Origin of the sequence: Bradyrhizobium roseum, assembly GCF_030413175.1 — a bacterium.
Taxonomy (GTDB): domain Bacteria; phylum Pseudomonadota; class Alphaproteobacteria; order Rhizobiales; family Xanthobacteraceae; genus Bradyrhizobium; species Bradyrhizobium roseum.
In genome coordinates, this window is record NZ_CP129212.1 from 1,039,276 (window position 1) to 1,066,059 (window position 26,784).

General features: G+C 60.1%; 28 protein-coding genes and 4 pseudogenes. 22 read left to right on the forward strand and 10 right to left on the reverse strand.

Annotation, left to right across the window (positions count from 1 at the left end; translation table 11 throughout):
• Window positions 1-11: 11 nt before the first annotated feature.
• The 4 genes from QUH67_RS04780 to QUH67_RS04795 all read left to right on the forward strand — a co-directional run bounded on the left by QUH67_RS04780 (window position 12) and on the right by QUH67_RS04795 (window position 3,318).
• Complete coding sequence (locus QUH67_RS04780) at window positions 12-488, forward strand: DUF2147 domain-containing protein (RefSeq protein WP_300945519.1); 477 nt, start codon at window positions 12-14, stop codon at window positions 486-488.
• On the forward strand, window positions 485-1,615 hold the full coding sequence (locus QUH67_RS04785; protein WP_300945520.1) for a patatin-like phospholipase family protein: 1,131 nt from the start codon (window positions 485-487) through the stop codon (window positions 1,613-1,615). The genes QUH67_RS04780 and QUH67_RS04785 overlap by 4 nt, the downstream gene beginning before the upstream one ends.
• Before the next feature lie 121 nt (window positions 1,616-1,736).
• Complete coding sequence (locus tag QUH67_RS04790) at window positions 1,737-2,810, forward strand: DUF4403 family protein (RefSeq protein WP_300945521.1); 1,074 nt, start codon at window positions 1,737-1,739, stop codon at window positions 2,808-2,810.
• 325 nt (window positions 2,811-3,135) lie between these two features.
• A complete protein-coding gene (locus tag QUH67_RS04795; protein ID WP_300945522.1) occupies window positions 3,136-3,318 on the forward strand; it encodes a hypothetical protein in 183 nt (60 codons plus the stop codon).
• A gap of 664 nt (window positions 3,319-3,982) precedes the next feature.
• Here the strand turns inward: QUH67_RS04795 and tnpA (QUH67_RS34905) are convergent.
• Window positions 3,983-4,144, reverse strand: coding sequence for an IS66 family insertion sequence element accessory protein TnpA (gene tnpA, locus QUH67_RS34905; RefSeq protein WP_407080407.1), 162 nt, complete (start codon window positions 4,142-4,144; stop codon window positions 3,983-3,985).
• Between the two features lie 207 nt (window positions 4,145-4,351).
• Here tnpA (QUH67_RS34905) and QUH67_RS04800 point away from each other — a divergent pair, with 207 nt between their 5' ends.
• The gene (locus QUH67_RS04800; protein WP_300945523.1) at window positions 4,352-5,416 is read left to right on the forward strand and encodes an IS110 family RNA-guided transposase; all 1,065 of its coding nucleotides are present in this window, start codon (window positions 4,352-4,354) and stop codon (window positions 5,414-5,416) included.
• A 624-nt stretch (window positions 5,417-6,040) separates the two neighbouring features.
• On the opposite strand, the gene QUH67_RS04805 is transcribed toward QUH67_RS04800, so the two are convergent.
• A complete protein-coding gene (locus tag QUH67_RS04805; protein WP_300945524.1) occupies window positions 6,041-6,442 on the reverse strand; it encodes a hypothetical protein in 402 nt (133 codons plus the stop codon).
• A 130-nt stretch (window positions 6,443-6,572) separates the two neighbouring features.
• On the opposite strand from QUH67_RS04805, the gene QUH67_RS04810 reads away from it, so the two are divergent.
• The 6 genes and pseudogenes from QUH67_RS04810 to QUH67_RS04835 form a co-directional block, all read left to right on the forward strand.
• On the forward strand, window positions 6,573-6,773 hold the full coding sequence (locus QUH67_RS04810; protein ID WP_300945525.1) for a helix-turn-helix domain-containing protein: 201 nt from the start codon (window positions 6,573-6,575) through the stop codon (window positions 6,771-6,773).
• A gap of 484 nt (window positions 6,774-7,257) precedes the next feature.
• Window positions 7,258-7,626, forward strand: a pseudogene (locus tag QUH67_RS04815) (transposase); the annotation flags it as partial.
• A 73-nt stretch (window positions 7,627-7,699) separates the two neighbouring features.
• The gene (gene tnpA / locus QUH67_RS04820) at window positions 7,700-8,101 is read left to right on the forward strand and encodes an IS66-like element accessory protein TnpA (protein WP_300941319.1); all 402 of its coding nucleotides are present in this window, start codon (window positions 7,700-7,702) and stop codon (window positions 8,099-8,101) included.
• Window positions 8,098-8,445 (forward strand): IS66 family insertion sequence element accessory protein TnpB, encoded by a 348-nt coding sequence (tnpB, locus tag QUH67_RS04825; RefSeq protein ID WP_300941317.1) that lies wholly within the window; start codon window positions 8,098-8,100, stop codon window positions 8,443-8,445. The genes tnpA (QUH67_RS04820) and tnpB overlap by 4 nt, the downstream gene beginning before the upstream one ends.
• Before the next feature lie 47 nt (window positions 8,446-8,492).
• Entirely contained in the window at window positions 8,493-10,145 is a 1,653-nt protein-coding gene (gene tnpC, locus QUH67_RS04830; RefSeq protein WP_300941314.1) for an IS66 family transposase, read from the forward strand.
• 72 nt (window positions 10,146-10,217) lie between these two features.
• Window positions 10,218-10,995, forward strand: a pseudogene (locus tag QUH67_RS04835) (IS5/IS1182 family transposase); the annotation flags it as partial.
• Between the two features lie 16 nt (window positions 10,996-11,011).
• Here the strand turns inward: QUH67_RS04835 and QUH67_RS04840 are convergent.
• Together QUH67_RS04840 and QUH67_RS04845 are read right to left on the reverse strand one after the other, a co-directional pair.
• Window positions 11,012-11,233 carry a hypothetical protein gene (locus QUH67_RS04840; RefSeq protein WP_320416120.1) on the reverse strand — a complete coding sequence of 74 codons (222 nt, stop codon included), beginning with the start codon at window positions 11,231-11,233 and terminating at the stop codon, window positions 11,012-11,014.
• A 280-nt stretch (window positions 11,234-11,513) separates the two neighbouring features.
• Window positions 11,514-11,642: pseudogene (locus tag QUH67_RS04845) on the reverse strand (aspartate/glutamate racemase); the annotation flags it as partial.
• Between the two features lie 80 nt (window positions 11,643-11,722).
• On the opposite strand from QUH67_RS04845, the gene QUH67_RS04850 reads away from it, so the two are divergent.
• A protein-coding gene (locus QUH67_RS04850; protein ID WP_300942041.1) for an IS630 family transposase occupies window positions 11,723-12,671 on the forward strand; the annotation gives its coding sequence in 2 pieces (ribosomal slippage) (window positions 11,723-12,058 and window positions 12,060-12,671; 948 coding nt in all).
• A 72-nt stretch (window positions 12,672-12,743) separates the two neighbouring features.
• On the opposite strand, the gene QUH67_RS04855 is transcribed toward QUH67_RS04850, so the two are convergent.
• On the reverse strand, window positions 12,744-13,427 hold the full coding sequence (locus QUH67_RS04855) for a TetR/AcrR family transcriptional regulator C-terminal domain-containing protein (RefSeq protein WP_300945526.1): 684 nt from the start codon (window positions 13,425-13,427) through the stop codon (window positions 12,744-12,746).
• Window positions 13,428-13,506: 79 nt separating this feature from the next.
• Here QUH67_RS04855 and QUH67_RS04860 point away from each other — a divergent pair, with 79 nt between their 5' ends.
• Entirely contained in the window at window positions 13,507-14,160 is a 654-nt protein-coding gene (locus QUH67_RS04860; protein ID WP_300945527.1) for an FAD-dependent monooxygenase, read from the forward strand.
• Window positions 14,079-14,756, forward strand: coding sequence for an FAD-dependent monooxygenase (locus tag QUH67_RS04865; protein WP_300945528.1), 678 nt, complete (start codon window positions 14,079-14,081; stop codon window positions 14,754-14,756). Before QUH67_RS04860 ends, QUH67_RS04865 begins: the two co-directional genes overlap by 82 nt.
• Before the next feature lie 126 nt (window positions 14,757-14,882).
• On the opposite strand, the gene QUH67_RS04870 is transcribed toward QUH67_RS04865, so the two are convergent.
• Window positions 14,883-15,512, reverse strand: a complete 630-nt coding sequence (locus QUH67_RS04870; protein ID WP_300945529.1) for a TetR family transcriptional regulator — start codon at window positions 15,510-15,512, stop codon at window positions 14,883-14,885.
• A gap of 92 nt (window positions 15,513-15,604) precedes the next feature.
• Here QUH67_RS04870 and QUH67_RS04875 point away from each other — a divergent pair, with 92 nt between their 5' ends.
• The 3 genes from QUH67_RS04875 to QUH67_RS04885 all read left to right on the forward strand — a co-directional run bounded on the left by QUH67_RS04875 (window position 15,605) and on the right by QUH67_RS04885 (window position 18,809).
• On the forward strand, window positions 15,605-16,267 hold the full coding sequence (locus QUH67_RS04875) for an O-methyltransferase (protein WP_300945530.1): 663 nt from the start codon (window positions 15,605-15,607) through the stop codon (window positions 16,265-16,267).
• A 24-nt stretch (window positions 16,268-16,291) separates the two neighbouring features.
• Entirely contained in the window at window positions 16,292-17,107 is an 816-nt protein-coding gene (locus tag QUH67_RS04880; protein WP_300945531.1) for an NAD(P)H-binding protein, read from the forward strand.
• 532 nt (window positions 17,108-17,639) lie between these two features.
• Window positions 17,640-18,809, forward strand: a complete 1,170-nt coding sequence (locus QUH67_RS04885; RefSeq protein WP_300945532.1) for a two-component system sensor histidine kinase NtrB — start codon at window positions 17,640-17,642, stop codon at window positions 18,807-18,809.
• Between the two features lie 211 nt (window positions 18,810-19,020).
• On the opposite strand, the pseudogene QUH67_RS04890 reads toward QUH67_RS04885, so the two are convergent.
• Window positions 19,021-19,623, reverse strand: a pseudogene (locus tag QUH67_RS04890) (transposase); the annotation flags it as partial.
• 64 nt (window positions 19,624-19,687) lie between these two features.
• Here QUH67_RS04890 and QUH67_RS04895 point away from each other — a divergent pair.
• From QUH67_RS04895 to QUH67_RS04910, 4 genes are all read left to right on the forward strand, one after another.
• The gene (locus tag QUH67_RS04895; protein ID WP_300945533.1) at window positions 19,688-20,515 is read left to right on the forward strand and encodes a phytanoyl-CoA dioxygenase family protein; all 828 of its coding nucleotides are present in this window, start codon (window positions 19,688-19,690) and stop codon (window positions 20,513-20,515) included.
• A gap of 21 nt (window positions 20,516-20,536) precedes the next feature.
• Window positions 20,537-21,331, forward strand: a complete 795-nt coding sequence (locus QUH67_RS04900; RefSeq protein ID WP_300945534.1) for an acetoacetate decarboxylase family protein — start codon at window positions 20,537-20,539, stop codon at window positions 21,329-21,331.
• A 92-nt stretch (window positions 21,332-21,423) separates the two neighbouring features.
• On the forward strand, window positions 21,424-22,665 hold the full coding sequence (locus tag QUH67_RS04905; protein ID WP_407080408.1) for an ABC transporter substrate-binding protein: 1,242 nt from the start codon (window positions 21,424-21,426) through the stop codon (window positions 22,663-22,665).
• Window positions 22,662-23,420: an SDR family NAD(P)-dependent oxidoreductase gene (locus tag QUH67_RS04910; protein ID WP_300945535.1), complete on the forward strand. Its 759-nt coding sequence runs from the start codon at window positions 22,662-22,664 to the stop codon at window positions 23,418-23,420. Before QUH67_RS04905 ends, QUH67_RS04910 begins: the two co-directional genes overlap by 4 nt.
• On the opposite strand, the gene QUH67_RS04915 is transcribed toward QUH67_RS04910, so the two are convergent.
• The 3 genes from QUH67_RS04915 to QUH67_RS04925 all read right to left on the reverse strand — a co-directional run bounded on the left by QUH67_RS04915 (window position 23,374) and on the right by QUH67_RS04925 (window position 26,262).
• Complete coding sequence (locus tag QUH67_RS04915) at window positions 23,374-24,189, reverse strand: IclR family transcriptional regulator (protein ID WP_300945536.1); 816 nt, start codon at window positions 24,187-24,189, stop codon at window positions 23,374-23,376. The two genes, QUH67_RS04910 and QUH67_RS04915, sit on opposite strands and share 47 nt — an antisense overlap.
• Before the next feature lie 488 nt (window positions 24,190-24,677).
• Entirely contained in the window at window positions 24,678-25,511 is an 834-nt protein-coding gene (locus QUH67_RS04920) for a protein-disulfide reductase DsbD domain-containing protein (RefSeq protein WP_300945537.1), read from the reverse strand.
• A 121-nt stretch (window positions 25,512-25,632) separates the two neighbouring features.
• A complete protein-coding gene (locus QUH67_RS04925) occupies window positions 25,633-26,262 on the reverse strand; it encodes a DUF1223 domain-containing protein (RefSeq protein WP_407080445.1) in 630 nt (209 codons plus the stop codon).
• Here QUH67_RS04925 and QUH67_RS34910 point away from each other — a divergent pair.
• Window positions 26,149-26,388, forward strand: a complete 240-nt coding sequence (locus QUH67_RS34910; RefSeq protein WP_407080409.1) for a glutathione S-transferase C-terminal domain-containing protein — start codon at window positions 26,149-26,151, stop codon at window positions 26,386-26,388. The genes QUH67_RS04925 and QUH67_RS34910 overlap by 114 nt on opposite strands.
• Window positions 26,389-26,784: the final 396 nt, after the last annotated feature.

Here is a 26,784-nt window from a genome sequence, read left to right on the forward strand (position 1 = left end):
GTCTTCTCCGAATGATTGCCAGCACGATCATGATCACCTGGCCGCTGTCGGCCAACACCGCCGAACCTACCGCGGAGGGAATATGGCAGATTGCCGATAGCGCCGGGCGTCCAAAGGGTTGGTTCAAGATCTATAGGTGGGAAGAAGTCTACGAGGCGCAGATCGTAAAGATCTTCTCCGCCTCCGACGACGACTCTTCGACTCTGAAGTGCACCGCCTGTCGAGGGCCCGAGAAAAATCTGCCGGTCCTCGGTCTGATCTTTGTGATCGGCATGAAAAAGGCTGGGCTCGCGTACAACGACGGCCGAATTCTGAATCTCTCGGATGGAGACTTATATCGTGTCCGGATGAGTTTGCGCGAAGACGGAGCGGTCCTGACCGTTCAGGTCGATCTGACCGACGAGCAGATGGGTAATCCTCAAATATGGAGTCGAGTGCCGGACAGCCCCGAAACGCACCGTCTGACGGCACTACCTCTCAGTAAATGACCGCCCTCATGCATTCGTTCATTCCCGCGATACTGGTGCTAGCCATTCTGGCGACGGGCTGTACGTCGCTGCCTCGCGCTCCGGTGGCGGCGTTGGGTCCGGCGGTCATCCCGGACATTTCCAAGGCACGACTGACGTCCCGCGAAATCGACCGTCTCTTCCGTGGCGGGAGGTCGCGCGCGCCGCTTACGATCTTGGCGCTGTCAGGCGGAGGCGCCGACGGCTCATATGGTGCCGGCTTTCTGGCAGGCTGGACGCGGAGCGGACAGCGTCCGGAGTTCGATGTGGTTACCGGATCCAGTGTTGGCGCCTTGATAGCTCCATTCGCTTATCTGGGTCCCCGTTACGATCCCATCCTGAAGCAAATGTTCACTACGGGCATGACCGACAATCTGCTGCGAATTGCCGGCTTGGATGCCATTGTCGGATCCAGCGTCTACGCGTCCAGCCCGCTGCGGGACCTTATCGCACGTTTTGCCGACGAGTCCCTCGTCGAGGCAGTGGCTGCCCGACATCGCGAAGGCAAGTTGCTCATCATCGCAACGACCGACGTTGACCGGCAATCCACCACCTTGTGGAACATGGGAGAGATCGCGGCGAGCACCAGTCCAGGACGCGTCGAACTGTTCAGAGACGTGCTGGCCGCTTCGGCAGCCCTCCCGGGCATCTTCCCGCCGGTGCTCATCAAAGTACGAAACGGCAACGATACATATGTGGAAATGCACGTCGACGGGGGCGTGACCTCGAACGTCATACCCGTTCCGGAAGCATTGCTCGTCTCGTCGGACCGCGCTGCCAAGTCGCGACTTTTCGTCATCATCAATGGAAAGCTAAGCTCCGCCCCGGCCCACACGCCGGATTACGCGTTGCCGATCGTCGTGCGGTCATTTCAGACGGCCGTGAAGGCGAATACCCGCAGCACCATGATCGCGACCTACGACTTCTGTCGTCGCAATGGATGGGAATTCCACGCGACCGCGATCGACGCACGGCTACCTACGCCCACGGCAGTGGCGACCTTCGATCGCAATTACATGCAGGCGCTTTACGAATTCGGAGAGGCAAAAGGTGCAACAGGACGCGGCTTCGAGCGATCGCTCGAGAATCGCGCATTGTTCGGACTTTGACTCGCGGCAACCAAACCGCGTCGCTCAAGGAGCGAAGTGCTTGGAAGTAAGTTCACTGGTCGACAGCGGACTGAGCGACAGGCCTCTTTCAGGAGTTTGTACCGTGACGGCGTGCAGCCGGATGGTCGTTTTCATCGACGGACCCAACCTGGAACGGCCGAAACTCTCCGCAGCTTGGCGCATCGAGCCCAATTTTTTGGCGCAAGTGACGCTCGAAGAAAAAAGCCTGTTGGTCGGCGGAGCGCGTGTGAAAACGCCTGCGCAAGTGAAGCCCTTGATCGACAAGACGGTCTCCGATCAGCTCGATGCGGTCGCCGGCCGCATCCGCAACGATTCCACGTTCGAGCAGGCGGCGCGACTGCAATGGGCGAAATTGTGCCGTTCGATACGTCTGCAAGGGGCGCGGGCCGGGATCTCTCCGCTTCCGGAACTCTGGCTCGAACTGCGGCCGATACATGCTATCGCCGCGCAGCCACGCATCGATTCCTCGGCAATGACGGCAACGCTCGGTATCGCGGCGGAAACTCGCGTCACTCCTGCACAAACCAAGCCCGATTGTCCTTTTCCAGCGACGATCTCCATCGTTCCGCCAACGCCGAGCGGTGTCAGCATCGGCGTGCCGATCGACGTACCTTTGACCGAGGTCAGCAAGGTCATCGAAACTCAGCTGGTTGGCCGGACCTTTCCTGAGAATGGCTCTGGCTCGGTCGACCTTACCGTGAGGCGCGCGACAGTCGCCGCGTCAGGTGAACGGTTGCTGATTTCCCTCCTGTTGAGCGTGAAGGATCGCAGCAAGGTCTTTTCGTTACGAGGCGAGGCTAATGTCCATATCTGGGGGCGACCGTTCCTCGACGAAGAGGGGCTGACAATTGGCCTCAAAGACATCGATCTCTCCGTAGAATCCAAGTCCGCGTTCGGACTGCTCGGAGTTGCTGCGCAGGCGGCCAGGCCGTATCTGATGAAAGCTTTGGCGGAAAGGGTCACCATCGACCTCAAAGCGTTCGCCGTAAACGCTCTAAAAAGGATTGCCTCGGCGATATCCGATCTCCGTCAGAATCAGGACGGAATACGGGTGGCGGCGGAGATCACGACGATTCGTCTGGCCGACATCACCTTCGACTCCAGAACCCTTCGGGTGATTGCGAAGGCGGAGGGGGCGATCAACGTCTATATGACCGCCTTGCCAGGGCTGTGATGGATGGGAGCCGAGCGTCGGTGAAGCGTTGCGCCCGGAGAACGAGGGAAACGAGACGCACGGAACGGCGAGGTCGGCCGCGTGTCTTGCCCAGGCGTCTGACACATTGAACGCGATACTGTGGGACGCGCCGCAAGATGGCGGAGCGATACGATTACCAATGGTGGTTATGTCCGTTGGATATTCCGCCGACGTGAGTCGCGTAATTCTGTCGCTCATCATTGCGCGCCGCGCGGCTTTTTAGCGTCTTGAGATCGGATTTAACATACCGTTGTGATTTGCGAGTTGCGTGATAAAAGACCGCTCCCGAAAAATTGGAGCAGTAATGGCTAAGAAGACTAAGAAAGTTGTTCGCCGCGCATGGACCAAGGCCGACGTAAAACAAATGAAGACGATGGCGAAAGCCAAAACTGGAGTCACAAAAATAGCGAAATCATTGAAGAGAACACCGGGCGCTACGACTGCCATGGCCGCTAAACTGGGCGTTTCACTATCCACGCGCGCCTAGCAGAACCGGACTGGCTTGCATTGCGTCTGTTCGCGGCCAGTCCGTTCCAGTAGGGCAGCTGCAACAATTCATCGAGAACGAGCGGGGACGAAGGACCATCCGACGCTTCACTGGCAACCTCGACCCGGACCAATCTTGAACGCTTTGGCTTGTCAAACCCGAGTTCCGCGCGCCATCGGAACGGCGCGCTGGTGACGATCCGATGTCGCCGCGCCACCGATGATACCGTCTCCCGTGCGATCAACCTCGAGCACGATCGCGAGCTTTTCGGCCGCGCTGAAGCTGCGCCGCGTCGGTCTCGCTGGTGTTTCCGGATGGTCAACCGGTGGCGTTGTCAAGGCCGATTGAGTGTGAGTCTCCTTAGCACTGCCCCTAGCACTAGTGCTTATTCGCGCGCGGGCGCTTCGGGTGAAGTTGGGCCCGCAAGTCGATTTCGACCTCCTGGGCCTCGAGGAGATCGGGAGATCGCGCCATCGCTGCAGGCCAAAACGCGATATTTCATGGGCCTTGGCGTACGCCCGCACGCTCTTCCGGGCCACGTCATCGCCTCCACATGCATCGCCCAGAACGCCCGGACGGCACGGCTGCGCGCGTCGCTGGACAACTTGAGAGGTTGCCGCAAACGACGCTCCTCACGCTTCAATTCGGCTTGTACTCTAAGGGTTTAAGCGTCGACGAGGACGCTCAGCCAGCGTGCAAAAGTGCCCTGATCCAGGCCGCGCTGACGGCAATAACTGCGCCGGCTGAGGCCGCTTCTACGCCACGCCTCGATGGGCACCGACCACCAGGTTCGGCGCGCCGTGTTCTCATGTTGTTTCCGCCCCACAAGAGATCCTCCATGCTGCAGGAGAATGGAATATGGAACGACAAGACATTCTCGAAAGACGTGCGGGAACCGGACGCTTACAGGGTAGGGCGGAGGGCTCTTCAAATCGGGCTTCGAGATATCGGTGCACGGGGATAGGAAGGTGGTGGCCGAATCCGGAGCCTGGTGCAACGACTTGGAAGGTCGTTGCCAAAAGGGAGAGCTCCGATGAAACTGTACGTTGGATTGGACGTCGGCCTTGAAGAAACCAGCGTTTGCATCGTCGATGGCGAAGGTCTCACAGTCCGCGAAGTCAAGGTCAGCACGGAGCCAGCGGCGATCCGCTCCGCTGTTGAGGGCTACGCGGATCGCCTCGATAGAGTAGGGGTCGAGGCGTCATCGCTGGGCATCTGGCTGTACCGTGAGTTGCAGCCCACTGGGGTGCCGATCGTTGTCGTGGAGGCACGCCACATGCGCGTTTCGCTATCGACGATGCGCAATAAGACCGACCGAAACGATGCACGCGGCATCGCGCAGATGATGCGGTTGGGCTGGTACCGCGCCGTGCATGTCAAGAATATCGACATGCAGAGAATGCGCACATTGTTGACCAACCGGAAGCTGTTGAAGCGCAAGCTGGTTGACCTCGAGAACCATGTTCGGGGCGCTTTGCGGGCCTATGGTTTGCTCGTCGGGGCCGTCGCCCGAGGGTCCTTTGAGGACCGCATCCGCGAGCTGATCGAGCACAGCGATCCGATTTTTGTGATGTCCATCCAGGTCATGCTCGACGTGCGCCGCGCCATCCTCGAAGGTTATGATCGGCTGCATCGCGTGCTGCTGCAGGTGGTCCAGCATGATCCTGTTTGCCGGCGTCTGATGACGGTTCCGGGCGTCGGTCCGGTGGTGGCGTTGTCATTCAAGGTTGGCGTCGATGACCCTCATCGTTTTACCCGCTCGCGTACGGTGGGCGCCCATTTTGGCCTGACGCCGAGGCGCCACCAGTCCGGTACATCGATCGACTTCGAAGGTCATATCAGTAAACAGGGCGACATCTCCGTGCGGGAGGCGCTCTGTGAGGCAGCTGCTAGTCTGCTGCTGCGGGTCAGAAAATGGTCGGCGTTGCGGGCGTGGGGTTTGCGAATTGCCAAGCGGTCGAGCATGCTGTGTGCGATTACGGCAGTAGCGCGAAAGCTCGCGGGCATTCTTCACCGGATGTGGGTCAGCGAGACCGACTTCCACGTCGGATTTGGTGCCAAGGTCACGCAACGGCTGCGCCTGAAGCCCGTGCAGTAACGACTGGAAAGACGAGCATAGGAAGGCCGCTGGGGCGACTCCCCAGCATGCTGAGGAGGGAAGGAAATTAGAGATCCGCGCGCGCGGTGAGCGTCCCCTGGCGGGGCCGCGAAACGGGGAATGTCCGCTATCTCTTGCCTGCTGCCGCCCTTCGGGGATGAGAGCGCTAAAGTGCTTGGACAGCCCTGTTTACCAACCTGATGAAGAGCATGCGACGGCCCTGGTGCTGAACGCGAAGGAACGCATGGACCCCGCCTGGTGAATGCCCGTCGCAAGCGCGGCTGTGGCGAGACTTGTGCGTGTAGATGGAGGGAAGCAGCGATGCTTGTTCTGCGAGAAGTCGAGAAAATCTGCAGGAGGGAGTTGACTTTGTCCGCCCGATTAGGAATGCAAGATAAAAGCAATGGCGCCTGAGTGCGACTAAGCCGTTGTCTGCACATCCAAGACTAGGCGACACCGACGATTTGCGGTGACGCCAATCGCGGCCTGCGAAGAGCTGTTGTCATTGATTGCGTCAATGTCGCTTGGGCGGGCTGCACAAGTAGTCTACGTTTCCTTTGCCGAGATCAAAAGAACTCATAGACGCAACGACGGTCGGAAGGTCTTCCACATGATTCTGCAGCCCTATCTCACTTCGATCTCGAAGAGGCGGATTGCGCGCTCAACAGCTTCAACGGACTTGTGAAGGCGTTTGAGCAGTGTTGCCAGTTCCGCTACCGTCGCCTCTTCCTTGTGAAGGTTTTGACTGTTTACAAATGCTTCCACCAACTGGTCGACGGTTACACTCGACCGTAATGAAAAGCGGTCGGACGCCGGGCCAGCGACAGAAGAACCAATTTCTCCATCGCCTAACAAAGTGATTTCCACAGAAGCATTTTCGAGAACCGCACTCTCAATTACTTGAGCCGGAATGATAATGGAGGCAATCACTCCTCCTGTGGACGCGTCACGAAATCCAACAGTAGCTGTGGTTTGACCGCATTCCGCGAACGCTCCAAATGATGAATTATCAGGTTGGATGAACATGGTCGTCTGTTGCCTCATCAATACCTGTCACCTTAGTCATTTTATGATATAGTCTATGGGATGTTCATGCCGTTTCTTTTGATTTTCCTGCATGCGCCTGCAGGATTGAGTCGGCTTAAATATTCAGTAGTTGCGGCGAGCGAAGAAACTCAGCCAGGAGGAACTCGCCGATAGGGGCAAAGTTCACCAAACGTACTTAAGTGGCGTAGAGACGGGTAAGCGAAATTGCTCTCTGCTAGTTCTCGAGCGAATAGCTCGTGCTTTGGACGTCGATCCCGAGGAATTGGTTCGCCGTCGACGGCGGCGGGCCGGCGGATCTTCGCAAGTCTGAGCACTGAACAAGCATGGTCCGCGAAGGACTGGAATAGGGTTCATTCCTCTAGGCCGCTCCAGCCAATCCTTAAGCGATCCGCGGGTTCAGGTGGATAATTCAGGAGCCATCCTGCCGGTCATTTTTAGCCCCTTGGCAGCATGTCCGCGAGACATGCGATGTACTGGCCGCTCGAGACCTTAAGCCAGTGTCAGGCGGCGCATTGTTCGTTTTTTCATGATGACGCATCCGACTGATTCGAGCGCGTGTTGCCTTCGGAGCAATCTAACTTGCCCTACGCCAAAAGGCGCCAGGGCATCCGATGTTTCGCTATCTTGTCGTCCGTGAAGATCGGCTAAGCGATTGGGCTGGAATCGCATTTGTCGGCGTGGACTGTTTTTGGATTGCAACGTTTTGATGCTTCGAGCCTCGGAACCTTGCAATTTCGTTTTCAGGATTCCATCGAATCGCCAGTCATGATTCCGTGGTCGCGTCGGAGGTGGCGATGCGACCGAAGAAGCAAAGGGCGACGGCATCTGACGATCTGTTCCGGGCCAGGCTGGACCAGATCATCAATATGAAGCACGAACTGGTTCTGCTTGCCGGCATGGTCGATTGGGACTGGATCGATGGCAAGATCGCACCGCTCTAAAGCGAGAACGGGCGGCCTGGGATCGAGACCCGCTTCATGATCGGGCTGTTGCTGCTCAAGCAGATTTACGGCCTGTCCTAGGGGGTGTGCGAGCGCTGGGTCCACGACCCGTATTTCCAGTACTTCACCGGCGAAGAGTTCTTTCAGCACGCGTTTCCGCACGAGCGCTCGGACCTGAGCCACTGGCGCAAGCGGCTCGGCGACGGGCTGGAGCTGTGTATCCCTCCGCCAGAGGCCGTCTTGTTTGAGGGACGCGAGGGCTGCAGGTCCTAGGAGTAATCCTAGGAGAAGCACTATGACGATTTCGCGGGCGGAGGTGATCACATCGGTCGCGCGGCGGCGCCGGTGGTCGCTGGATGAGAAGGAACGGCTGGTTGCAGCATCGCTCGAGCCCGGAGCCAGTGTTTCCGAGGTGGCCCGCGTGGCAGGCCTACATGTGAGCCAGCTGTTCAGGTGGCGCAAAGCGCTTTGCAAGCATGGTGAAGCGAGTACAGCGCCGTTCGTGCCGGTCGAGATTGGGCCGTCTGCACCGCCGCGGGAGGTGGCCAAAGCGCCATTGACGACGACGGCGGCTCGTCCACGGAAGAGCCAGGGCATCATCGAGATTGATCTTGGTAGCGGGCACTGCATCCGGGTCGATGGCGACGTCGATGGAGACGCGCTACGTCGCGTTCTCGATGCTTTGGTACGCCGATGATCCCGGTTCCGACGGGCGCGCGAGTGTGGCTGGCGACAGGCTACACGGACATGCGCCGAGGCTTTCCATCGCTGGCACTCCAGGTGCAGGAGGTTCTTCGCAAGGACCCGCTCAGCGGTCATCTGTTCGTGTTCCGCGGTCGCCGAAGCGATCTTGTGAAGGTGATCTGGCACGATGGCCAGGGAGCCTGCTTGTTCACAAAAAGACTGGAGAGAGGAAAGTTCATCTGGCCATCGGTTGCCGGTGAATCGGTAACGATCTCGCCGGCGCAGTTGAGCTATCTGCTGTCCGGGATCGATTGGCGTAACCCTCAAGAAACCCATCGGCCGACGCGGGCCGGATAGCCGCTTTTACGGTTTGAATCTGCTGCTTGATCTGATTCAATGGCTTCATGATATCGAAGCCGGACGATCTTCCATCGGACCTTGCGAGTGCCCTGGCGGCGCTGCAGGCCGAGCGTGAGGCGCGGCTGCGAGCCGAGGCGGTGGCTGCCAGTGCGCAGGCGGAGCTGTCGGACAACGAGGCGCTGATCGCGCATCTCGAGCTGCGGATCGAGAAGCTCAAACGCGAACTGTACGGGCCGCGCTCCGAGCGCACGGCGCGGCTGATCGAGCAGTTGGAATTGGAGCTCGAAGAGCTGATCACCACGGCGAGTGAGGATGAACTCGCCGCGCGTGCCGCGGCTGCAAAGGTACAGAACGTTCGGGCCTTCACGCGCAAGCGGCCGGTGCGCAAGCCGTGGCCGGACGACATCGAACGCGAGCGGGTCGTCATTAAGGCGCCAACGACCTGCGCCTGCTGCGGTGGGGCGCGCTTGGCGAAGCTGGGCGAGGATGTGACCGAGACGTTGGAGGAGATTCCGCGTCGGTTCAAGCTGATCGAGACGGTTCGAGAAAAGTTCACCTGCCGCGATTGCGAAAAGATCAGCCAGTCGCCCGCACCGTTCCATGCCACGCCGCGCGGCTTCATTGGTCCGCAATTGCTGGCGACGATCCTGTTCGACAAGTTCGGCATGCATATCCCGCTCAATCGCCAGAGCGTGCGCTTCAAGGCCGAGAGGATCGACTTGCCGCTATCGACGCTGGCCGACCAGGTTGGCCACGGAACCTTCGCCGTCATGCCGCTGTTCCAACTGATCGAGCGGCATGTGCTCGCGGCGGAGCGCCTGCATGGCGACGACACCACCATCCGTATCCTGGCCAAGAGCAAGTGCACGACCGGACGAATCTGGACCTATGTGCGGGATGACCGGCCCTACGGTGGGCCTGCGCCGCCAGCGGCGGTCTATTACGCCTCGAGCGACCGACGAGGTGAGCATCCGCAGAAGCATCTGGCCGCCTTCACCGGCATCCTGCAAGCCGACTGCTACAATGGCTTCGAGCCGCTGTTCGACCCGCAGAAGAAAGCGATGCCAATCACGCCGGCATTTTGCTTCGCCCATGCGCGGCGGGGCTTCTTCGAACTGGCCGATATCGAGAAAACCGCCCGGGACGGACAAAAAGGCAAACCGGTCTCCCCGATCGCGCTGGAGGCGGTCAGGCGTCTGGACGCCCTGTTCGAGATCGAGCGCGCCATCAATGGCCGCAGTGCCGACGAACGGCGTGCCGTTCGCCAAGAGCAGAGCAAGCCGCTGCTCGACGACATGCACGCCTGGCTGCTCCGCGAGCGAGAAACCCTATCGCGCTCCGCCGAGGTCCTGAAGCCCATGAACTACATGCTCAGGCGCTGGGACGACTTCGCCCGCTTCCTCGACGATGGCAGGATCTGCCTCAGCAACAACGCCGCCGAAAGAGCGTTGCGCGGCATCGCCTTGGGAAGGCGCAACTGGACCTTCGCCGGCAGTCTGCGTGGCGCTGACCGCGCCGCCATCATGCTGACGATGATCACGACCTGTCGCCTGAACGACGTCGATCCCAAAGCCTGGCTCGCCGACGTCCTCGCCCGCATCGCCGATCTTCCCGTATCCCGTCTGCACGAGCTGCTGCCATGGGAATGGAAGCTCCTGCGCCAAGCCGACAACCCCACCGATCAGCGAGCCGCCTGACCTTCACGCATCGCCATCATAGAACTCGCCGTGCCCGCGCGCATGCGTCAATCAGGCGGTCTTCATCGTATGCGTACGGAGCTGTTGCTGGCCGAGAGCCTGCGGGTGGCGCACGAGGCCGGCGCGTTACGCAGCCCGGACCTCAAGCGGGTCACGCTCGATACCACCGTGCAGCCGAAGGCCATCACCTTCCCGACCGATGCCAAGCTGCTGCACGCGGCGATCAAGGGGCACAACCGCCTGCGAGGAAGCACGGGGTCAAGCTGCGGCATTCCTATCTTCGCATTGCCAAGACCGCGGCAATGATGGCGGGGCGCTACGCCCATGCCAAGCAATGCAAGCGGCATCAGCGCCAATTGCGCATCCTGCGCGGCCGCTGGGCCGGATCATCCGCGACATCCGCCGCAAGGTCGAAGGTCGGGCTGTGCTCGAGAACGCGTTCGCCCTCCCGCTCAGCCCGGCTTCGCAGATCCGTTCGCAGCAGCAGCGCCAGCGCGGCTGGAAGCTTTATTCCTTCCACGCCCCGGAAGTGGAGTGCATCGGCAAGAGCAAGGCCGCCGCGCTTTACGAGTTCGGTGTCAAAGCCTCCATCGTCACCAACAACCGCCGTGCTTCCGGTGGCCTGTTCGTGCTGCACGCCAGGGCGCTACCCGATAACCCGTACGACGGTCACACCTTGCGGGACGTCATCGACCGTACCGAAACACTCACTGGCTGCACGATCGAGCGGGCCTATGTCGACAAGGGATATCGCGGCCACGACGTACAGAACCCGTGCCGTGTCTTCATTTCCGGTCAGAAGCGTGGGGTCTTCGGTATCATCAAACGCGAGCTGCGCCGTCGCTCCGCGAAGGCCGAGGCAGGGATCAAGCACCGATTGCTTTTGTCGAAGTGATGACCCTCCGAGGGGAATTGAACACCGGACCGCCGCGGCTGGATGGCGGAAAGCTGAACTTCATCGGCACAAGTTCAATGCCGTTGCCCGCGGCACGCATCGCGGGCCCGTTGTCATTGATCTTGATGTCGTCCGACTGCGGCAGGTCGAGTTCGATTTGCTGCGTCGGAATGCCAAGCTCCAGATCCTGCATCAGCTTGCTGATTCGGCCCAGCGGACATGTTGCTCGTAATCGTTGCCTCATGTAGGGCTGCGATGCGCGGGTACGAGGGCTGCGATGGGGCGTCTCCCTGCGGGACCGGGCTGTCAGCTTCGCTGAAGCCCCGGTTGCCGGGTCTTCACCCTTCGGGCTTCCATTTCTAACGCAAGCGCGGGTTCCTTCCGCCGTGCCCGTCGCGGAGAACCGCGATGTCCAGACCCACCGCTCGCGCCCGTAGCGTTCAAGACCGCCCGGTGCTGGAGGGACTCGATCTGCTGTAGAGGATCAGCTTCGCCGAATGCAGGCGGCCAAGCTCTTCCTTAATGCCTTCGTTGATCAAACGGTAGTAATGGGCTGTGGATTCCCAGCTCATGCCGCCAATCAGTCCAATAGAGCGGTTCATCGATTGATTGAATCGGGAGGGATTCCGTTGGGGGGCGGTTTGTGATTCAAGATGCTGGCTGGATCGGAGGCCAGCATCGAATGGTCCGACCTCTTTCGAACGATCTTCGTGAACGAGCCGTGAGGGCGGTGGAATCCGGCGAGAGTTGCCATGCTGTGGCGGCCCGGTTCGATGTTGCGGTGTCGTCCGTTGTGAAGTGGCGCCAACGCTATCGCGCGACAGGTTCGGTGGCTCCGGGCAAGATGGGCGGGCACCGCAAGCCGATTCTGGAGCCGCATCGGGCGTTCATCGCGGAGCGGATCAGCCAGACGCCACATCTGACGCTGCACGGTCTGAAGGACGAACTCGCCGCACGAGGCGTGAAGGTCTCGCACCACGCGGTGTGGACGTTCCTGCGACGCGAGGGTCTGAGCTTCAAAAAAAACACTGTTCGCCCTTGAGCAGGGCCGCGCCGACGTCGCGCGGCGGCGGCAGCGCTGGCATAGCCTACAGGATCGCCTCGATCCAAGCCGGCTGGTGTTCATCGACGAGACCTGGATCAAGACCAACATGGCCCCGCTGCGCGGCTGGGGGCCCAAGGGTGAGCGGCTGCGCGGCTTTGCGCCGCACGGCCACTGGCGAACGCTGACCTTCCTGGGCGCGCTCCGCTGTGACCGACTCACTGCGCCTTGCGTGTTCGATGGGCCGATCAACGGCGAGAGCTTCCGCGCCTATGTCGAACAGCAACTCGTTCGCGTGCTGCGGCCGGGCGACATCGTCGTGATGGACAATCTCGGTAGCCACAAGTCACCGTCCGTCCGTCAGATGATCCAGAAAGCCGGTGCCAGGCTGTGGTACCTGCCGCCGTACTCACCCGACCTCAACCCGATCGAGCAGGTCTTTGCCAAGATCAAGCACTGGATGCGCATCGCACAGAAACGCACGATCGACGACGCCTGCGACCACATCGGCCACCTCGTCAGAAGCGTCATGTCCGACGAATGCAGCAACTATTTCGTCAATGCCGGATACGCTTCCATAAAAACATGAAACGCTCTAGTCTTCATGTGCAGCTCCTTTGCGAGATGCGCGATGCGCATCGATGACCTAGGCTTCATGAGTCTACTTCGGCCTGCGACCTCTTTGGCGACCCTGCCGTGAACGCTTCCGTGCACGCAGCCCCTCGACGATGAGCGCAACGCCAAACTCGAAGCGCATGTCCACCCTTGATGGGCCGCCGCTCTCCGGCATTTGCATTTCGGCGAGCATTTGGCGCATCGCAGGCGAAACTTCGGGTAGCGGGCCGGGGTCGCCATGCCGAGGATCGGATTGCTCCTCCAGCGTCGCACCAAGCGTGTAGTGGATAAGGGTGAGGACGCCCCAAAGCGCATCACTCGCGCGAAAGCCCTCTGCCACGAGCGAATTCACCAACGCTTCGATGCGGATGATAAGAGCGCCGCCGGGTTGCGATAGATTTGCGGCAGCGATCAGACGAGCGCCATCTTTTCGGCTGCGCATCGCGCCGCGCAAGGCGTGCGCAAAACGCTCAAGTCTTCTCGCCCAGGACCGTTGCTTGGCGCTGCCGTCCTCGACCGACAGGAAGCCCTCGACCAACAGCGCCTGCGCCATATGATCCAACAGCGCCTGCTTGTTTTGGACATGCCAGTAGAGCGCCGGGTTCTGGACGCCGAGCGCGTCGGCGAGACGTCGCATGCTGAGTTCGTCAAGGCCCGCCTCATCGAGGAGCCCGAGAGCAGCGTGCACGATGCCAGCAAGGTCCAGAACCCGGCGCTGAGTTCGTTTCATGCAGAGGAGGGTAGCATATCTTACTTAGCAGTGCTAATTTAGCGCTGCTAAGGACCCCACGTCATTGGAGAAGCCGAACATGACCCATGCCAGATATCGAGAGAAATCCCTGAATGTTCTGATCTGTGGCGGCGGTTGTGCTGGACCGGCATTGGCCTATTGGCTCGCACACAGCGGCCACCAAGTCGTCGTGGTAGAACGGTTCCCCTCACTTAGAGTCACGGGCGCGCAGGTCGACCTTCGTGGTCAAGGCATCGAGGCCGCCAAGCGGATGGGGCTGATCGACGCGATCCGAAGCAAGCTAGTTGATGAGGCCGGCGTCTCGTTCGTAGACGCCCGAGGGAAGACGGTGGCTACAATCATGGCCAACACCACCGGTCGGGGTGCACAAACACTGACGTCCGAATATGAGATTATGCGCGGCGACTTGGTGCGAATTCTCCACGAAGCGACCAATGGTATGGTCGAGTATCGCTTTGGCCAGACGATCGAAAACTTCGAGCAGAATGATGAGAAGGTTGTGGCTCACTTCTCCGATGACACCTCGGAGGTCTTCGACTTGCTGGTTGGTGCGGACGGCCAAGGGTCACGCATTCGAAAGAATATGCTGCCCCCGACCAACCGGATCCTTACACGCGAATGGGCATCCACATGGCCTATTGGTTCATTCCACGTACGCTGGCCGACGACGGCAACATCCGCAACACGTACCTCGCTCCTGGCGGGCGGATGATCATGCGGAGGAGCCACAATTCAACCGAAACGCAGGTCTACTTCACTCTTCGGGAAAACTCCGAAGAAGCATCAGCAGTTCATAGGGCTCCGATCGACAACCAAAAGCAGTTCTGGGCATCCCGATTTCGAGACGCTGGCTGGCAAACTGACCGGTTCATTGAGGGCATGATGACGACGTCCAACTTCTATTCTCAGGAGGTTGTGCAGGTGTGTACCGACACGTGGCACAAAGGGCGCGTGGTTCTTGTCGGTGATGCGGCGCATTGTGCGTCACCGTTCAGCGGCATGGGCGCGTCCGGAAGTCTGGTCGGAGCTTACGTCCTCGCGGGCGAGATCAACGGCAACTCAGGGGATCTCTCCCAAGCTTTGACGCGCTACGACCAAACTCTACGCCCCTTTGTCAAAGAGATTCAGAACGTGAGACCGGCCCTCCTCCGTCTCGGAATGCCTAGGGCGAAAGTGAGCATTGCCCTCTTCCACGCGCTCGGGGCCTTGGCCTGCCGGCTTCGTCTCCCCGAATTGATTGCGAGATTTTCGTCCGACCGCGACGGAAGCTGGACCCTGCCTCAATATGAGCAAGCAACCCTCAAATGACCGCGAGCGGGTATGTGTCCCCATTTGCGCTACTCCTGCACGCCGCTATCCGCCGAAGATAGTCTTCAGCCGCCTGTGTCGCGTCCGAATGCTAACGGCAATGATAGTTGTGCTCAGAGCACTCGCTCACCTCGATAGCCGCGCCAAGTAGGCGCAGAGCATGTCGGCCATCGCGTCCGCGTATGCCGCGATCTCCTCTTCCGACCGTTCGGCCTCGGAGAAGCTCCTGCCGACCTGCGTCAAGGTCGCTTCGATGAGATCGGCGGCCAGCGCGACCTTGCGGGCGTTCGCGCCGGGCAAGGCCTCCGTCAGGAAATCGCGGATGACATACGAGCCAGAGGTGCGGACCGCATGGGCTTCGGGCGCATCGCGATAGAGGGGTGCAGCGTCGCCCAGCGCAGTCCGCACCTCGGCCTCCTGGCATTCCGAGTGCAGAAAGGCGTGAGCAAGCGTCCGCATACGCTCCGTTGGCAGCCGGCTCTTGTCGGTCAGGATATCGCGCAGCAGCTCGCTCGTCCGGCGCCATTCGTCGCTCTGGAGGCGAAACAGGATCGCCGCCTTGTTGGGGAAATACTGGTAAAGCGATCCCACGCTCACACCCGCGCGCTCCGCAATGCGGGCGGTCGTGAATCGGGTGGCGCCTTCCGCCCGCAAAACCTGAACAGCCGCGTCGAGAACCGCTGCGACAAGGCCGTTGGCGCGCGCCTGCTTCGGCTGTTTTCGTGAGGAAACCTGAGGACTTCGGCGCTCAGGCATTGGCGGCTCCAAGGATGCGAATAGCGAACCTGATGAATTATTCGTATTTTGCGTTGTAGGCAAGATTTGCCTCCAGCCATCGGAGTAACCGCATGAACACAATTTCCGCTGCGCCAGTCGCACCCCTGCTCGATCGGCTCTTCGCCGAGGCCGACGCGGCGTCGCCGCTGGCCGCTCCCGCGTTCGCGTTGCTATCTGCGGACGAGCGCCAGCGCCTGATGCGCAGCAAAGACGCGTATCGCCAACTCTACGCCAACCTCAAGGATTTCGCGCTGCCGGTGTCGCGGGAGACCGGCAGGCTGCTCTATATGCTGGCGCGTGCCACGCAGGCGCGGACGATCATCGAGTTTGGGACGTCGTTCGGCTTGTCGACGCTGCATCTGGCGGCAGCGCTGCGCGACAATGGCGGCGGTTGCGTGATCACCAGCGAGTTCGAGCCGTCGAAGGTCGCTACGGCCAAGGCCAACCTTATCGAAGGCGGGCTTTCCGATCTGGTCGAGTTCCGCGAGGGCGACGCGCTGGAGACGCTTGCGACTGACCTGCCAGAAAGGGTCGATCTGTTGCTCCTCGATGGGGCCAAGTCGCTCTACGGCGATATCCTGGCGCTGGTTGAACGCCGTCTGCGGCCCGGCGCGGTCATCGTCGCCGACAACGCCGACTACTGCCCCGAATACCTCAAGCACGTTGGCTCGACCGCCAACGGCTACATCACCATGCCGTTCACCGACGACGTGGAACTGTCGATCCGGCTGTGACGCCGGAAGTCACTGGAGAATGTCATGATCGTCATCACCGCGCCGACGAGCCAGATCGGCAGCAAGGTCGTGAGCGACCTGCTGGACGTCGGCGCACCCCTGCGCCTCGTTGCACGCGGCGCCACCAAGCTGCCCATCGCCGTTCGAGACCGAACAGAGGTGATCGAGGGATCGCACGGCGACGCTTCGGTAGTCGATCGCGCCTTCGCAGGTGCCGATGCCTTGTTCTGGCTCGCACCGCCCGACCCGACGAAAACGCTTGAGGAAGCCTGGCCCGACTTCACGCGGCCGGCGGTGGAGGCGATCCGACGCCACGCGGTGCCGCGGGTCGTCTCTATTACCGCGATCGGGCGTGGAACGCCCTGGCAGCATCGCGCCGGACCCGTGACCGCCTCCGTCCGCATGGACGACATGTTGATGACAAGCGGCGCCGCCTTTCGCGGTCTGGCCATGCCTTCCTTTATGGAGAATATCGTCCGGCAGGCCGGCGTCATCAGGGACAGGGGCATGTTCTTCGGTCCCATCCGCTCCGATCGGAAACTGCCGTTCACTGCGACCCGTGATAAGCCTGCGGCTGCGGTACGTTTGCTCGGCGATGATTCGTGGAGCGGCCAGGAGGAAGTGCTGGTGCTGGGGCCGGAGGACCTGTCGTTCGACGATCGGGCCGCGATCATCTCTGACGTCGTCGGTGGTCCGGTGCGCTACCAGCAGATCTCGTTCGATCAGTTCAAGCAGCAGTTCCTCGACCGAGGGGCGAGCGAGTCTGCCGCGCAGGGCTATGTCGACATGTACCGCGCCAAGGACGAAGGCATCGACAATGCCGCGCTTCGCACGCGTTAAAACACCGGACCGACAAGCTTCCGTATGTTTTGCGAGCAGACCTTGCGGCCGCTTTTATCACCCTAGAGTATTGGCGAACGCCCCCTCCTGAAGTCAACGAGCCTCGTTTCGGAGGACTAACTCTGGTTGCAGAGCCGATTGCGCTGTCCAGCAATTCGAACATACTCGCCGCCTTGCATGCCGGCGTACTCCCGCGGCCCCGATGTCACACATGGCAGCAGGCGGTGGCGTTGGCGCGCCCGACACGATTCGAACGTGTGACCTCCACCTTCGGAGGGCAGAGGTGCGGCTGTCGCGAATGTTTGGATTCAACGCAGTGACGGCACGCCGCGCTAGCAACGACACAAGAACAGACACTGCACGTATCTGGGCGGCGCTTATTTGGATCGGATGTCACTGTTTTTAAGTATTTGAACTCATAGACCCTTTGCGGACTCTATTGTGCAAAGATCTGGCTCGTTCGAGTAGTAGCGGGCTGTTTTCGGAGGTATTAGTATCCGCATCCTGTTATCAGCAAGCATGGTTACCGCCTATGGACAGTCTCGTTGACCTTGTTTCTATCGATCACACTGGGGACATACCCTTTCGAACGTACTTCGATATCAGCCCGGATTGCATGCTCTATATGCGCGTTGAAGGCGACGGAAGGTTCGTTTACGACGCAGCCAATCAGCGAGCGTTAAACTCGGTTGGCCTAACTTTAGATCAACTGATCGGCCGCACCCCAGAAGATCTGCTTGGGCCTAACAATTCGGGCTTGATGACCGAGGCGCTAAGGACAGTTCTTAACACTGGAATGGCTTACCGTTGTGAACCGACATGGGAGTACCCTACAGGTCCAGTCACATACGACGCGGTCTACATTCCTGAAAAGAACATGATGGGTGAAGTTGTAGGCATTTTAGGCATAGCGCGAAACATAACCAAGCAGCGCGAACTTGAAGCCAATCTACATCAAGCTCGCAAAATGGAAGCAATGGGACAGCTCGCAAGTGGCGTCGCTCACGACTTCAACAACGTGCTGGCGAACGTTCAGGCCTGCCTACAGTTATTGCAGAGAAATTTTAAGTCAGAAGGCGCGCAACAGTTAATTGAAGAGGGGCTGCGCACTATTGCGCGGGGCGGCAGCCTGACATCCCGAATGCTAGATTTTGCACGTATACATCCGCTGGCGCTCAAGCCGGTCGATCTGAACACCCTGTTGGTAGGGATGTCCGACTTGCTTTCGCGTACTCTCGGTAGCGGGATTGTTGTCGAAAAACATTTAGCTGATCATGTGGGGCAAACCTTGGCCGACCGCAACGAACTTGAAGTGGCGTTCCTAAATATTGCCCTTAATGCTCGCGATGCAATGCCAAACGGTGGCAAGCTCACGATTCGATCCTGTAAAGAAACGATTGGCGAGAATACCGGAATGACGTTGGAAAAAGGGGACTATGTCGCAATAAGATTTACGGATACTGGGGAAGGCATGCCAGCAGAGATTTTGGCGCATGCGCTTGATCCATTTTTTACTACAAAGCCCGCAGGGAAAGGCACGGGGCTGGGGCTTAGTATGATCAACAGCATGGTGCAGAAAATCGGTGGCGCTATTGCCATTGATAGCAAGCCGGGAATCGGTACCACGGTTGCTATCTATTTCCCTCGAACTGAATTTAAGAGCGAAAGCGCAGCGGCAGATAAGTCTGGAAAGAAGCACTGAAATATTGATTCAATCAAACCGACATGCGTGTCGGCTGTTGAGCCAGCGTTTTCAAGTGTGCGCATCTAATATGGCCAAAAGTGGTGCGGTACATGATGCCATGTCTGCAGTTGGCCGATTCCGTTGAAAAAGGCGGCAGCAATCCGGGCATTCTGTTGGGAGCGCTGAAGTGGCGAGCGGGTCTGCCGCTTGCTATGCGCGTCGGGTTGGGCATCGGGATCAGCTTGGCCATCTTGCGAAGGTTTTGGGCGGTGGCCGCGAGAGTGAACTCGTCGCGCGCGCCGTTTGGGCCTCGTAAGCGTAGACGGTCGAGTTTGAGAATGCGCTTGAGGTGCGCGAACAGCATTTCGATCTTCTTGCGAAGCCGACGCGAGGTGCGGCCCTGCCACGATCTTGCGATCTGACGCGCCATGTCGCGAGCGCCCTCATATATCGAGCGCGGCGCCCTTCTTGAGGGCTGCTTGGGACAGCACCGGGACTTCAAAACGCAGCGATCACAATCGCGCTTGCTGGCCATGTGAAGAATGGTGGCACCATCATTCACCAGCGTTCCGGTCGTAGTAAGACCTTTCCCGTCAGGGCAACGAGACGTCCCCGGCGTGATCATAGGTGAAGTCATCACGTGCAAAGATCCCGTCTGTGCGATCCGACTTGTCGAAGACGGTCACATGCGGCTCGATGCCATGCTCATAAACCAGCCAAGCCAGCATCTCGGCCGAGCCATAACCGCTGCCGCCGAGGAGCCGGCCCGGGTAAAGATAAACCGTTCGAACGAGCGTTCAATCATGCGCTTGGCAGCCAATACCTCCGCTTGACTCGCTCCGGAAATCGAGATTTCATATATGCAAGAAACATATCATATATGAAATGAGGGAACTTTGGGAACGCTCTCCGAGGCGGCCGCCGAACATTACCGCGAGCACGGCTATTACGCCCCGATCCGGGTGATGCCTGCCTCCGAGGCCGAAGGCATTCGTAGACGGCTCGAGGCGCATGAAGCGGCCCACGGCGCGCTGAAAGGGTCGATGCGCCACAAGGGTCACCTGCTGTTCACTTGGCTCGACGGTCTGATCCGACATCCTTCGATCCTTGATGCGGTTGAAGGGGTCGTGGGACCGGACATCCTGTGTTGGAGCAGCACCTTCTTTATCAAGGAGCCGTACGATCCTGCTTTCGTGTCGTGGCATCAGGATTCGACCTATTGGGGCCTCGATCCCGCCGATATCGTCACCGCCTGGGTGGCGCTCTCCGAAAGCACCCCCGAGAACGGTGCCATGCGCGTGATTCCGGGCACCCAGAAGTTGGCGCAGGTCGCGCATCGCGATACCTTTGCGGCCGACAACCTGCTGACGCGCGGACAGGAGATCGAAGTCGATGTCGACGGGAGCAAGGCCGTGATGCTGTCGCTGCAGCCCGGCGAAATGTCGCTGCACCACGTCCGCCTGATCCATGGCTCGGATCCGAACCCCTCGGCGAAACGCCGCATCGGTTTTGCGATTCGCTATCTTCCCACCCATGTCCGGCAGATCGAGGGAACGCGCGACAGCGCCACGCTGGTTCGTGGCATCGACCGGTTCGGCAACTTCGAGCGCGAAACGTCGCCGGAGCGCGATCTGTCCGAAGCCGCAGTTGCCCTCCATGCCCATGTGATGGGCGACCAGCAGAAAGTACTGATGAAGAACGCGCCGACCAGCGCGATTCGATGATCGACCACAGAAAGAGCGGCGATGAGTGATTTCGACGACCCAAAGCGCCACATGTTCGGCAAATACCAGTTGAAGCCGAACAGCGGGGTGAACCCGCCTTATTCGCCGGCCTATCCGGTGGAGTGGGGATGTTCGCTACGCACGGTGGAGATCATCACGCATGTGGCGCCGGGGAAGGTCGCGCAGCTGCTCGCCGATACGCCATTCGAGATCGCCAGCGATCGCGTCGCCTTTCGCTTCATGCTGTCGCCGGGGCATTCGATGGCAGTGCATGCCGGGCAGATGTTCGATCTGATGATCACCGTGCCGGTTCGTTACAAGGGGTTGTTCACCGAGACCCATATCTTTATGTATTGCAGCGATCCGATGGGGATCTGCGCGGGACGCGAAGTCTTCGGCTACACCAAGAAGGACACCCACTACGCCTTCGAGGAGCGCGCGGACGGCTCGATCAGTGGCTGGGTGCGGCGTCGTGGCTTTCCGTTGGCCGATTTCAGCTTCGTGCCGGACCCAGCCGCGCCGCTGGTCCGGATTGTCGACGGCACCGAGCAGCCCGGCGGCGAGATCCATGTGCGGCGCGTGCCGCACCCGGAGCGCCTCGAAACGGCCTATGCCGATATCGCCTATCGCCGCACGCCGCTGACATACTCCGCGCCGGTGCCGGGCCGCGCGACGATGGTGCTGCATCCCTGTGAATACGACCCGATCTCGGATTTGAATCCAAAAATGCTCGGCGCGCATTTCATGGTGTCGGATGTGTATGGCGGCGGCTTCGGGGTGGAAGATCGCCGCTTGATCGAACGCCTGATTCCTTAGGAAGAGACCGGCTTCGCGCAAGGCGCGCGGCCGGATGCAAATAGCGGCATCGGGTCACAAAGGCCTGAGCCGATAACAGGGAGGCCTCGGCCATGGGAAAGCATCAATTGTTGAGCCGTCGCTGTCTGCTGGCCGGCGCAGCTGGATTGGCATTGACGATCAGCACGGCAATGACGCAAGCGGACGATGCCCTGCCGCTGCGCATCGGCGTGCTTTCCGACATGTCGAGCCTTTATGCTGACATCGGCGGGCCGGGCTCGCTTGTCGCCGCCAAGATGGCGGTGGAGGATTTCCTGGCTTCGCCGCATAAGATGAAGCGCGGCATCGAAGTCCTCAGCGGCGATCACATCAACAAGGCCGACGTCGGGGTCAACATCGCCCGCGAATGGATCGATCGCCAGAACGTGGACGCGATCATCGACGTGCCGAATTCAGCGGTGGCGCTCGCCGTTCGCAATGTCGTGCAGCAAGCCAACAGGGCCATTCTGGTTTCGGGTTCGTCGTCGTCCGATCTCACCGGTAAAGCCTGTTCGCCCAATCTGGTGCACTGGACTTACGACACCTACGCGCTGTCGTCGGGGACGACGCGAGCGGTTCTCGCCGGCGGCGGCAAGACCTGGTTCACGCTGACCGCGGATTATGCGTTCGGCCACGCGATGGAGCAGGAAGTCAGGAACGTGGTGCGGAAGTTGGGCGGCACGGTCGTCGGCGGGGTCCGCACGCCGATTAACAGTCAGGACTTCTCGTCCTTCCTCTTGCAGGCGCAGTCGTCGAAGGCGCAGGTAATCGCGCTGATCAATGCAGGCGGTGACACCATCAACTCGATCAAGCAGTCGGTTGAGTTCGGCATCCCACAGGGCGGCCAGCATGTGGTCGCCACCGTGCTCTATCTCAGCGACGTGCATTCGCTGGGGCTGAAGGCAGCCCAGGGGCTTCAATTCACCGAGTCGTTCTATTGGGACATGAATGAGGGAAGCCGCGCCTTTGCTGCGCGCTTTGCCCCGCGCAACAACGGCCGCTATCCGACCGCGATCCAGGCCGGCGTCTATGCCGAAACCCTGCATTACCTGAAAGCCGTCGACGAACTCGGTGCATCGCGCGATGGCAAGGCCGTGGTCGAGCGGATGAAGAAGCTGCCGACGGACGATGCGTTGTTCGGCAAGGGCACCATTCGCGCCGACGGTCGCAAGCTGCACAACATGTATCTGTTCGAGGTCAAGAAGCCCGAAGAATCTAAATATCCGTGGGACTATTACAAGGTCATCAAGACCATCCCGCCTGAAGAGGCCTGGCGTCCGCTGGAAGAAGGTGGCTGCGACTTCGTCAAGTCATGACGATAGAGGTCGAACGGCCGGTGGCATTGGTCACCGGCGCCGGCGGCGATATCGGCCGGGCCATTGCGCTTCGTCTTGCCCGTGTCAGCGCAGCCGTCGGGATCATCGACATCGATGAAGGCGCGGCGGCCGAAACCGCACGCCTGATCGAAGCCGAGGGCTGCAAAGCCATGGCCATTCGCGCCGATGTGTCGAGCGGGTCCGAGACGGCAGCCTTTGTCGAAGCTATCGAGGAGCGGCTCGGGCCGATCGGCATATTCGCCAACAATGCCGGCATCGAAGGTGTAGTCGCGCCGTTGCACGAATATCCCGACGATATCTTCGACCGTCTCTTGCAGGTCAACGTGAAGGGCGTTTTCCTCGGCCTGAAGCACGTCCTTCCGAAGATGATTCCGCGCGGGCAGGGCGCGATTGTCAACACCGCATCGACCTCAGCGATACGCGGCCGAGCCGGACTTGCCGGCTACGTCGCTTCCAAGCACGCCGTGCTCGGCCTTACCCGCACGGCAGCTCTGGAAGTGCTGGGGACGAGAATCAGGGTCAATGCGATCCTGCCCGGCCCGATCGAATCGCGGATGATCCGGGAGCTTGACCTGCAAGTGCGGCGTGGTTCGGCAGCCTTGCGCCGGGCGGGGTCCGCGCCCTACGGCCGGCCAGAAGATATCGCGAATGTCGTGGCGTTTCTGGCATCCGACGATGCCGCCCATGTTAACGGCGCGGCGTGGGTGGTCGATGCCGGAATGACGGTACCTTAAGCGCGCCCCCGATTTTCTCCGAAACGGCTTTGGCCGCCTGGCGGAGCTCGCTGGCGATATTGGCGGCTTCATGGGCCGGGATCTTGTCCTGCCGCACCAGTGGCACGGTCAGGGCCGCCGCAGCGCGTCCGGAAGCTTCGACGATTGGACAGCTATAGGCAAGGATACGCGTGTAGCCGTCGTCGTTGGAGAAGTTGCCGCCTTCGGCGGAAATCCGGTCCAGCGCCGCGATCGCCTTCTTGCTGCTGATGCGGTCGTAATCGGCCATGACACTGGCCAACTCGTCGCGCCGGCTTTTGAGCTGAAACGCCGCCAGAACTTTTGCCGACGCATATTGCTGGGTGAGCGGAAACACGGCGCCGACCTTGACCGACCAGCCCATCAGCCATTCCGGCTCCATCCGCGCGATCACCATGAACTGTTCACCGTGCAACACCGTGAGATGGCATGACAACTGAACCCGAGCGGCGAGTTGTTCCATCACCGGCAGGGCGGCTTGCAGCAAGCGCTCCGTCGGCGGGAATTGCGAAGCAATCCGGAACAGTTGCAGCGTCAGCGTATATTCTGCCGTCGCTGGATCGCGGGTGACGTAACCGCGGCGTTCGAGGGCAACCAGCATCCGGAATATCTCGCCGACTGAGCGTCCGACGCGTTCGGCAAGCTGCTTCTGGTTCAGCCCGCGCGATTCAGCGGCAAGCGCCTCCAGCAAATCCAGCCCCTTTTCGAGGGCCGGCGCTCCCGGCTGTACCGTCTTCTTTGCCTTCTTCATTTACTCGAGACCTGCGCGACGTGCACCGGCAGTCACCTTACCATCTGCGCAAGCTGTCTGGTCAATGTCCATAGCGCGAACGCTAGTTTCGATCGTGCCGCTGTGCAACATGCTCGCCGAAACCGGATGCCGGTTGGACGAATGCTTGAAGTGAGCAAGAAAAACGATCGTGGGCGCCGTGGTCGCATCGGGCAGCAAAGACGGGCAGCTACTTGCGATTTAGATCTCGAGGCTCGCCAATTTCCCAGCCGACACGCTCAACGCTCGCCTCGCAGCCTTCCATACTCCCACCGTTTATTATGCTGCACGTCTCCGCAACCCCGGCCAGCTCCGACGACGCATCGAAAGGTCTTGAAAAGTTCCTGGACAAGTTGACCGACCAGAGCACGCAATGATTAAAAACACACCGGCATTAGATTGAAGCGGAGGCCTCCGAGCAAAGCCGAAAGTAGCGCGGCGAAAAGCAGCGAGCCATTCTCCGGGATTGCCTAGTCGACCGGCGCCTTGAATTCAGCGGCCCGATTTTCATCGATCAGTGTCAATGTCAAGGGACGGCCAGCTGGTGGCAACCCTGCAAGCCGAACGGTCAGACGGGCGGTCTTGCCGCCGTCCTGCAGTTCCACCTTCGGCGCCGGCGGAATTCCATTACCGGCACCCTCGACAAACAGGTCAGGTTCAACAAAAGCTTCGGATCTGCTTCTAAGGTCGACCACGAGGGTTGGTCCTGATGAGGGGCCCGTGAAACGAATGCCAATGACTTCGAAACCGGCAGCATCCGGCGAACCCGGTACTTGCTTTTGAGCCGAGCTGATCAACCCGGACTGGGCTGAAGTGCTCCCGGCTCCGGATGGCAACGCAAGCGTGAGTTCAGCCTCAAGGGGCACGCAAACATCCGAGCAGGCGGCATAGGTGATGGACGCTTTAATCCAGACAGAAGTGTGTGCTTGCTTCAGAAACAATTTGACCGGCAGAACCACGCCGTTCTCGTAGACGCTGTTTTGCAATTCATCGATGACGAGACGGTGTGGGGCGGGCCAAGAGATTTCCTCGCCCGAAATATTTTCGGAAGCAGACCAGTCGACCGCCAGCGGAATGCCCGCGTTGCCCGGGGTACGCCAATAACCGTGCCACCCCTTGGCAAACCGAAATTCCAACCTTGCTTCGAGGGTCGACTCGACAGGTATGTTGTCCGTCGCTGTGATAAGGCGCACCGCCGCCCGTCTGTCTCCCACCCAATCGGTGGCAGCTGCACGGGCGCTGCCGGTCGACGTGATGAATCCGACCGACAGCACAAGGACGGCGGTAAAGCGAGCGAGAGCCATGAGGCGTCCAGTACGTCTAGATATTACTCTACGGTGTCATCGACTGACGGTCGGCCGTCCTTGGCAGACGTATTTCGCGTCTACGATAAGGCCGGTTGGCTTGCACGACCGGCGCGAACGCTCAGCTTGAGCCGTCCGACAACCTGGAAGCTCCGATGATCCGGCCATCGGGTGCTTCGAGCACAACGGCAACGTCCTGCCCTTCGGGGAAGCGTTCTTTGGTCTGGAGCGGCGCTCCGGACCATTGGCCGACCGATCGGAACGATCTCACGATGTTCGCTTCTTGCAACGTTCTGCCGCCATTTTCTCCCCGGCCGATCGCAGTCGTATGGTCGTGATCGAAGCCGATCAGAAGGACCTTGCCCGTGCCAGAGCCGGCGCCGACCTGAATTGAAACCTGCTCCCCGCCAGTCTTCGTGACGCTGACTGAGGCCGCAGTTCGACTTTCGCGTTTCGCTTTTTCGATGGCTGATCCAACATCGCGGCGGTGCGAGCCGACCAACCCAGCGGCGCCGTCGACAACGATCTCCGGCGTGTAAGATCCATCGCCAAAGCGATGGCCGTATTGGTCCTGTCGGTCCGTGGCGGCTTGCAGCGAATACGGGTCCTTCCAACCCAGGCGGTCCCAATAGGTGACATGGAAGGCAAGCGTCAGTACGACGTGCTCGACCGGCGGCTGGCGGACACGCTCTACCTGGCCGGTGACGACTATACGATCGCCGACATTGCAGCGTGGTGTTGGTATGGAAATGTCGCGCTGGGCCGGTTCTACGGAACGCGGCGGAATTCCTGGCGCTGCATGAATTTAGCCCCCTTTTGCCGGTTGCTGCCATATAGTAGGCACCGAAGCAGGGTCGCTGCCGAAGCGATAGCGTAACAGCGTTGAAGTGAAACCTGCCAAATCCACTGTGGGGACCAATCAGAAGCAACGAGGAAATGCGCAAGCCAATCGACAGATACGCGAGATCCATGACGTCAGCCTAATTGCTGGCCTACGGGCCCGGATGGTCTATCCGGGTCAGGTCGTGAGGATGAGCCGACGTCTCCGAAACATCGGCTGTATATTAACAACGGCTATCCATGCGGCAGCAAAGTTGTGAGGCGGTGATGAACCCGGCTGCGAAACAGTGCGACCGCCTCCCTTAGCGCCCGGAAAATCAGCCACAAGAAAGTTTGCTTCTGCGGAAAGGATTGGTCTTAGACGCAGCAACTGTAGCAACGAGGGAGGAACTTGCCCACCTCCCGGATGCGGGGCATCCCACCCTTGGCGGAC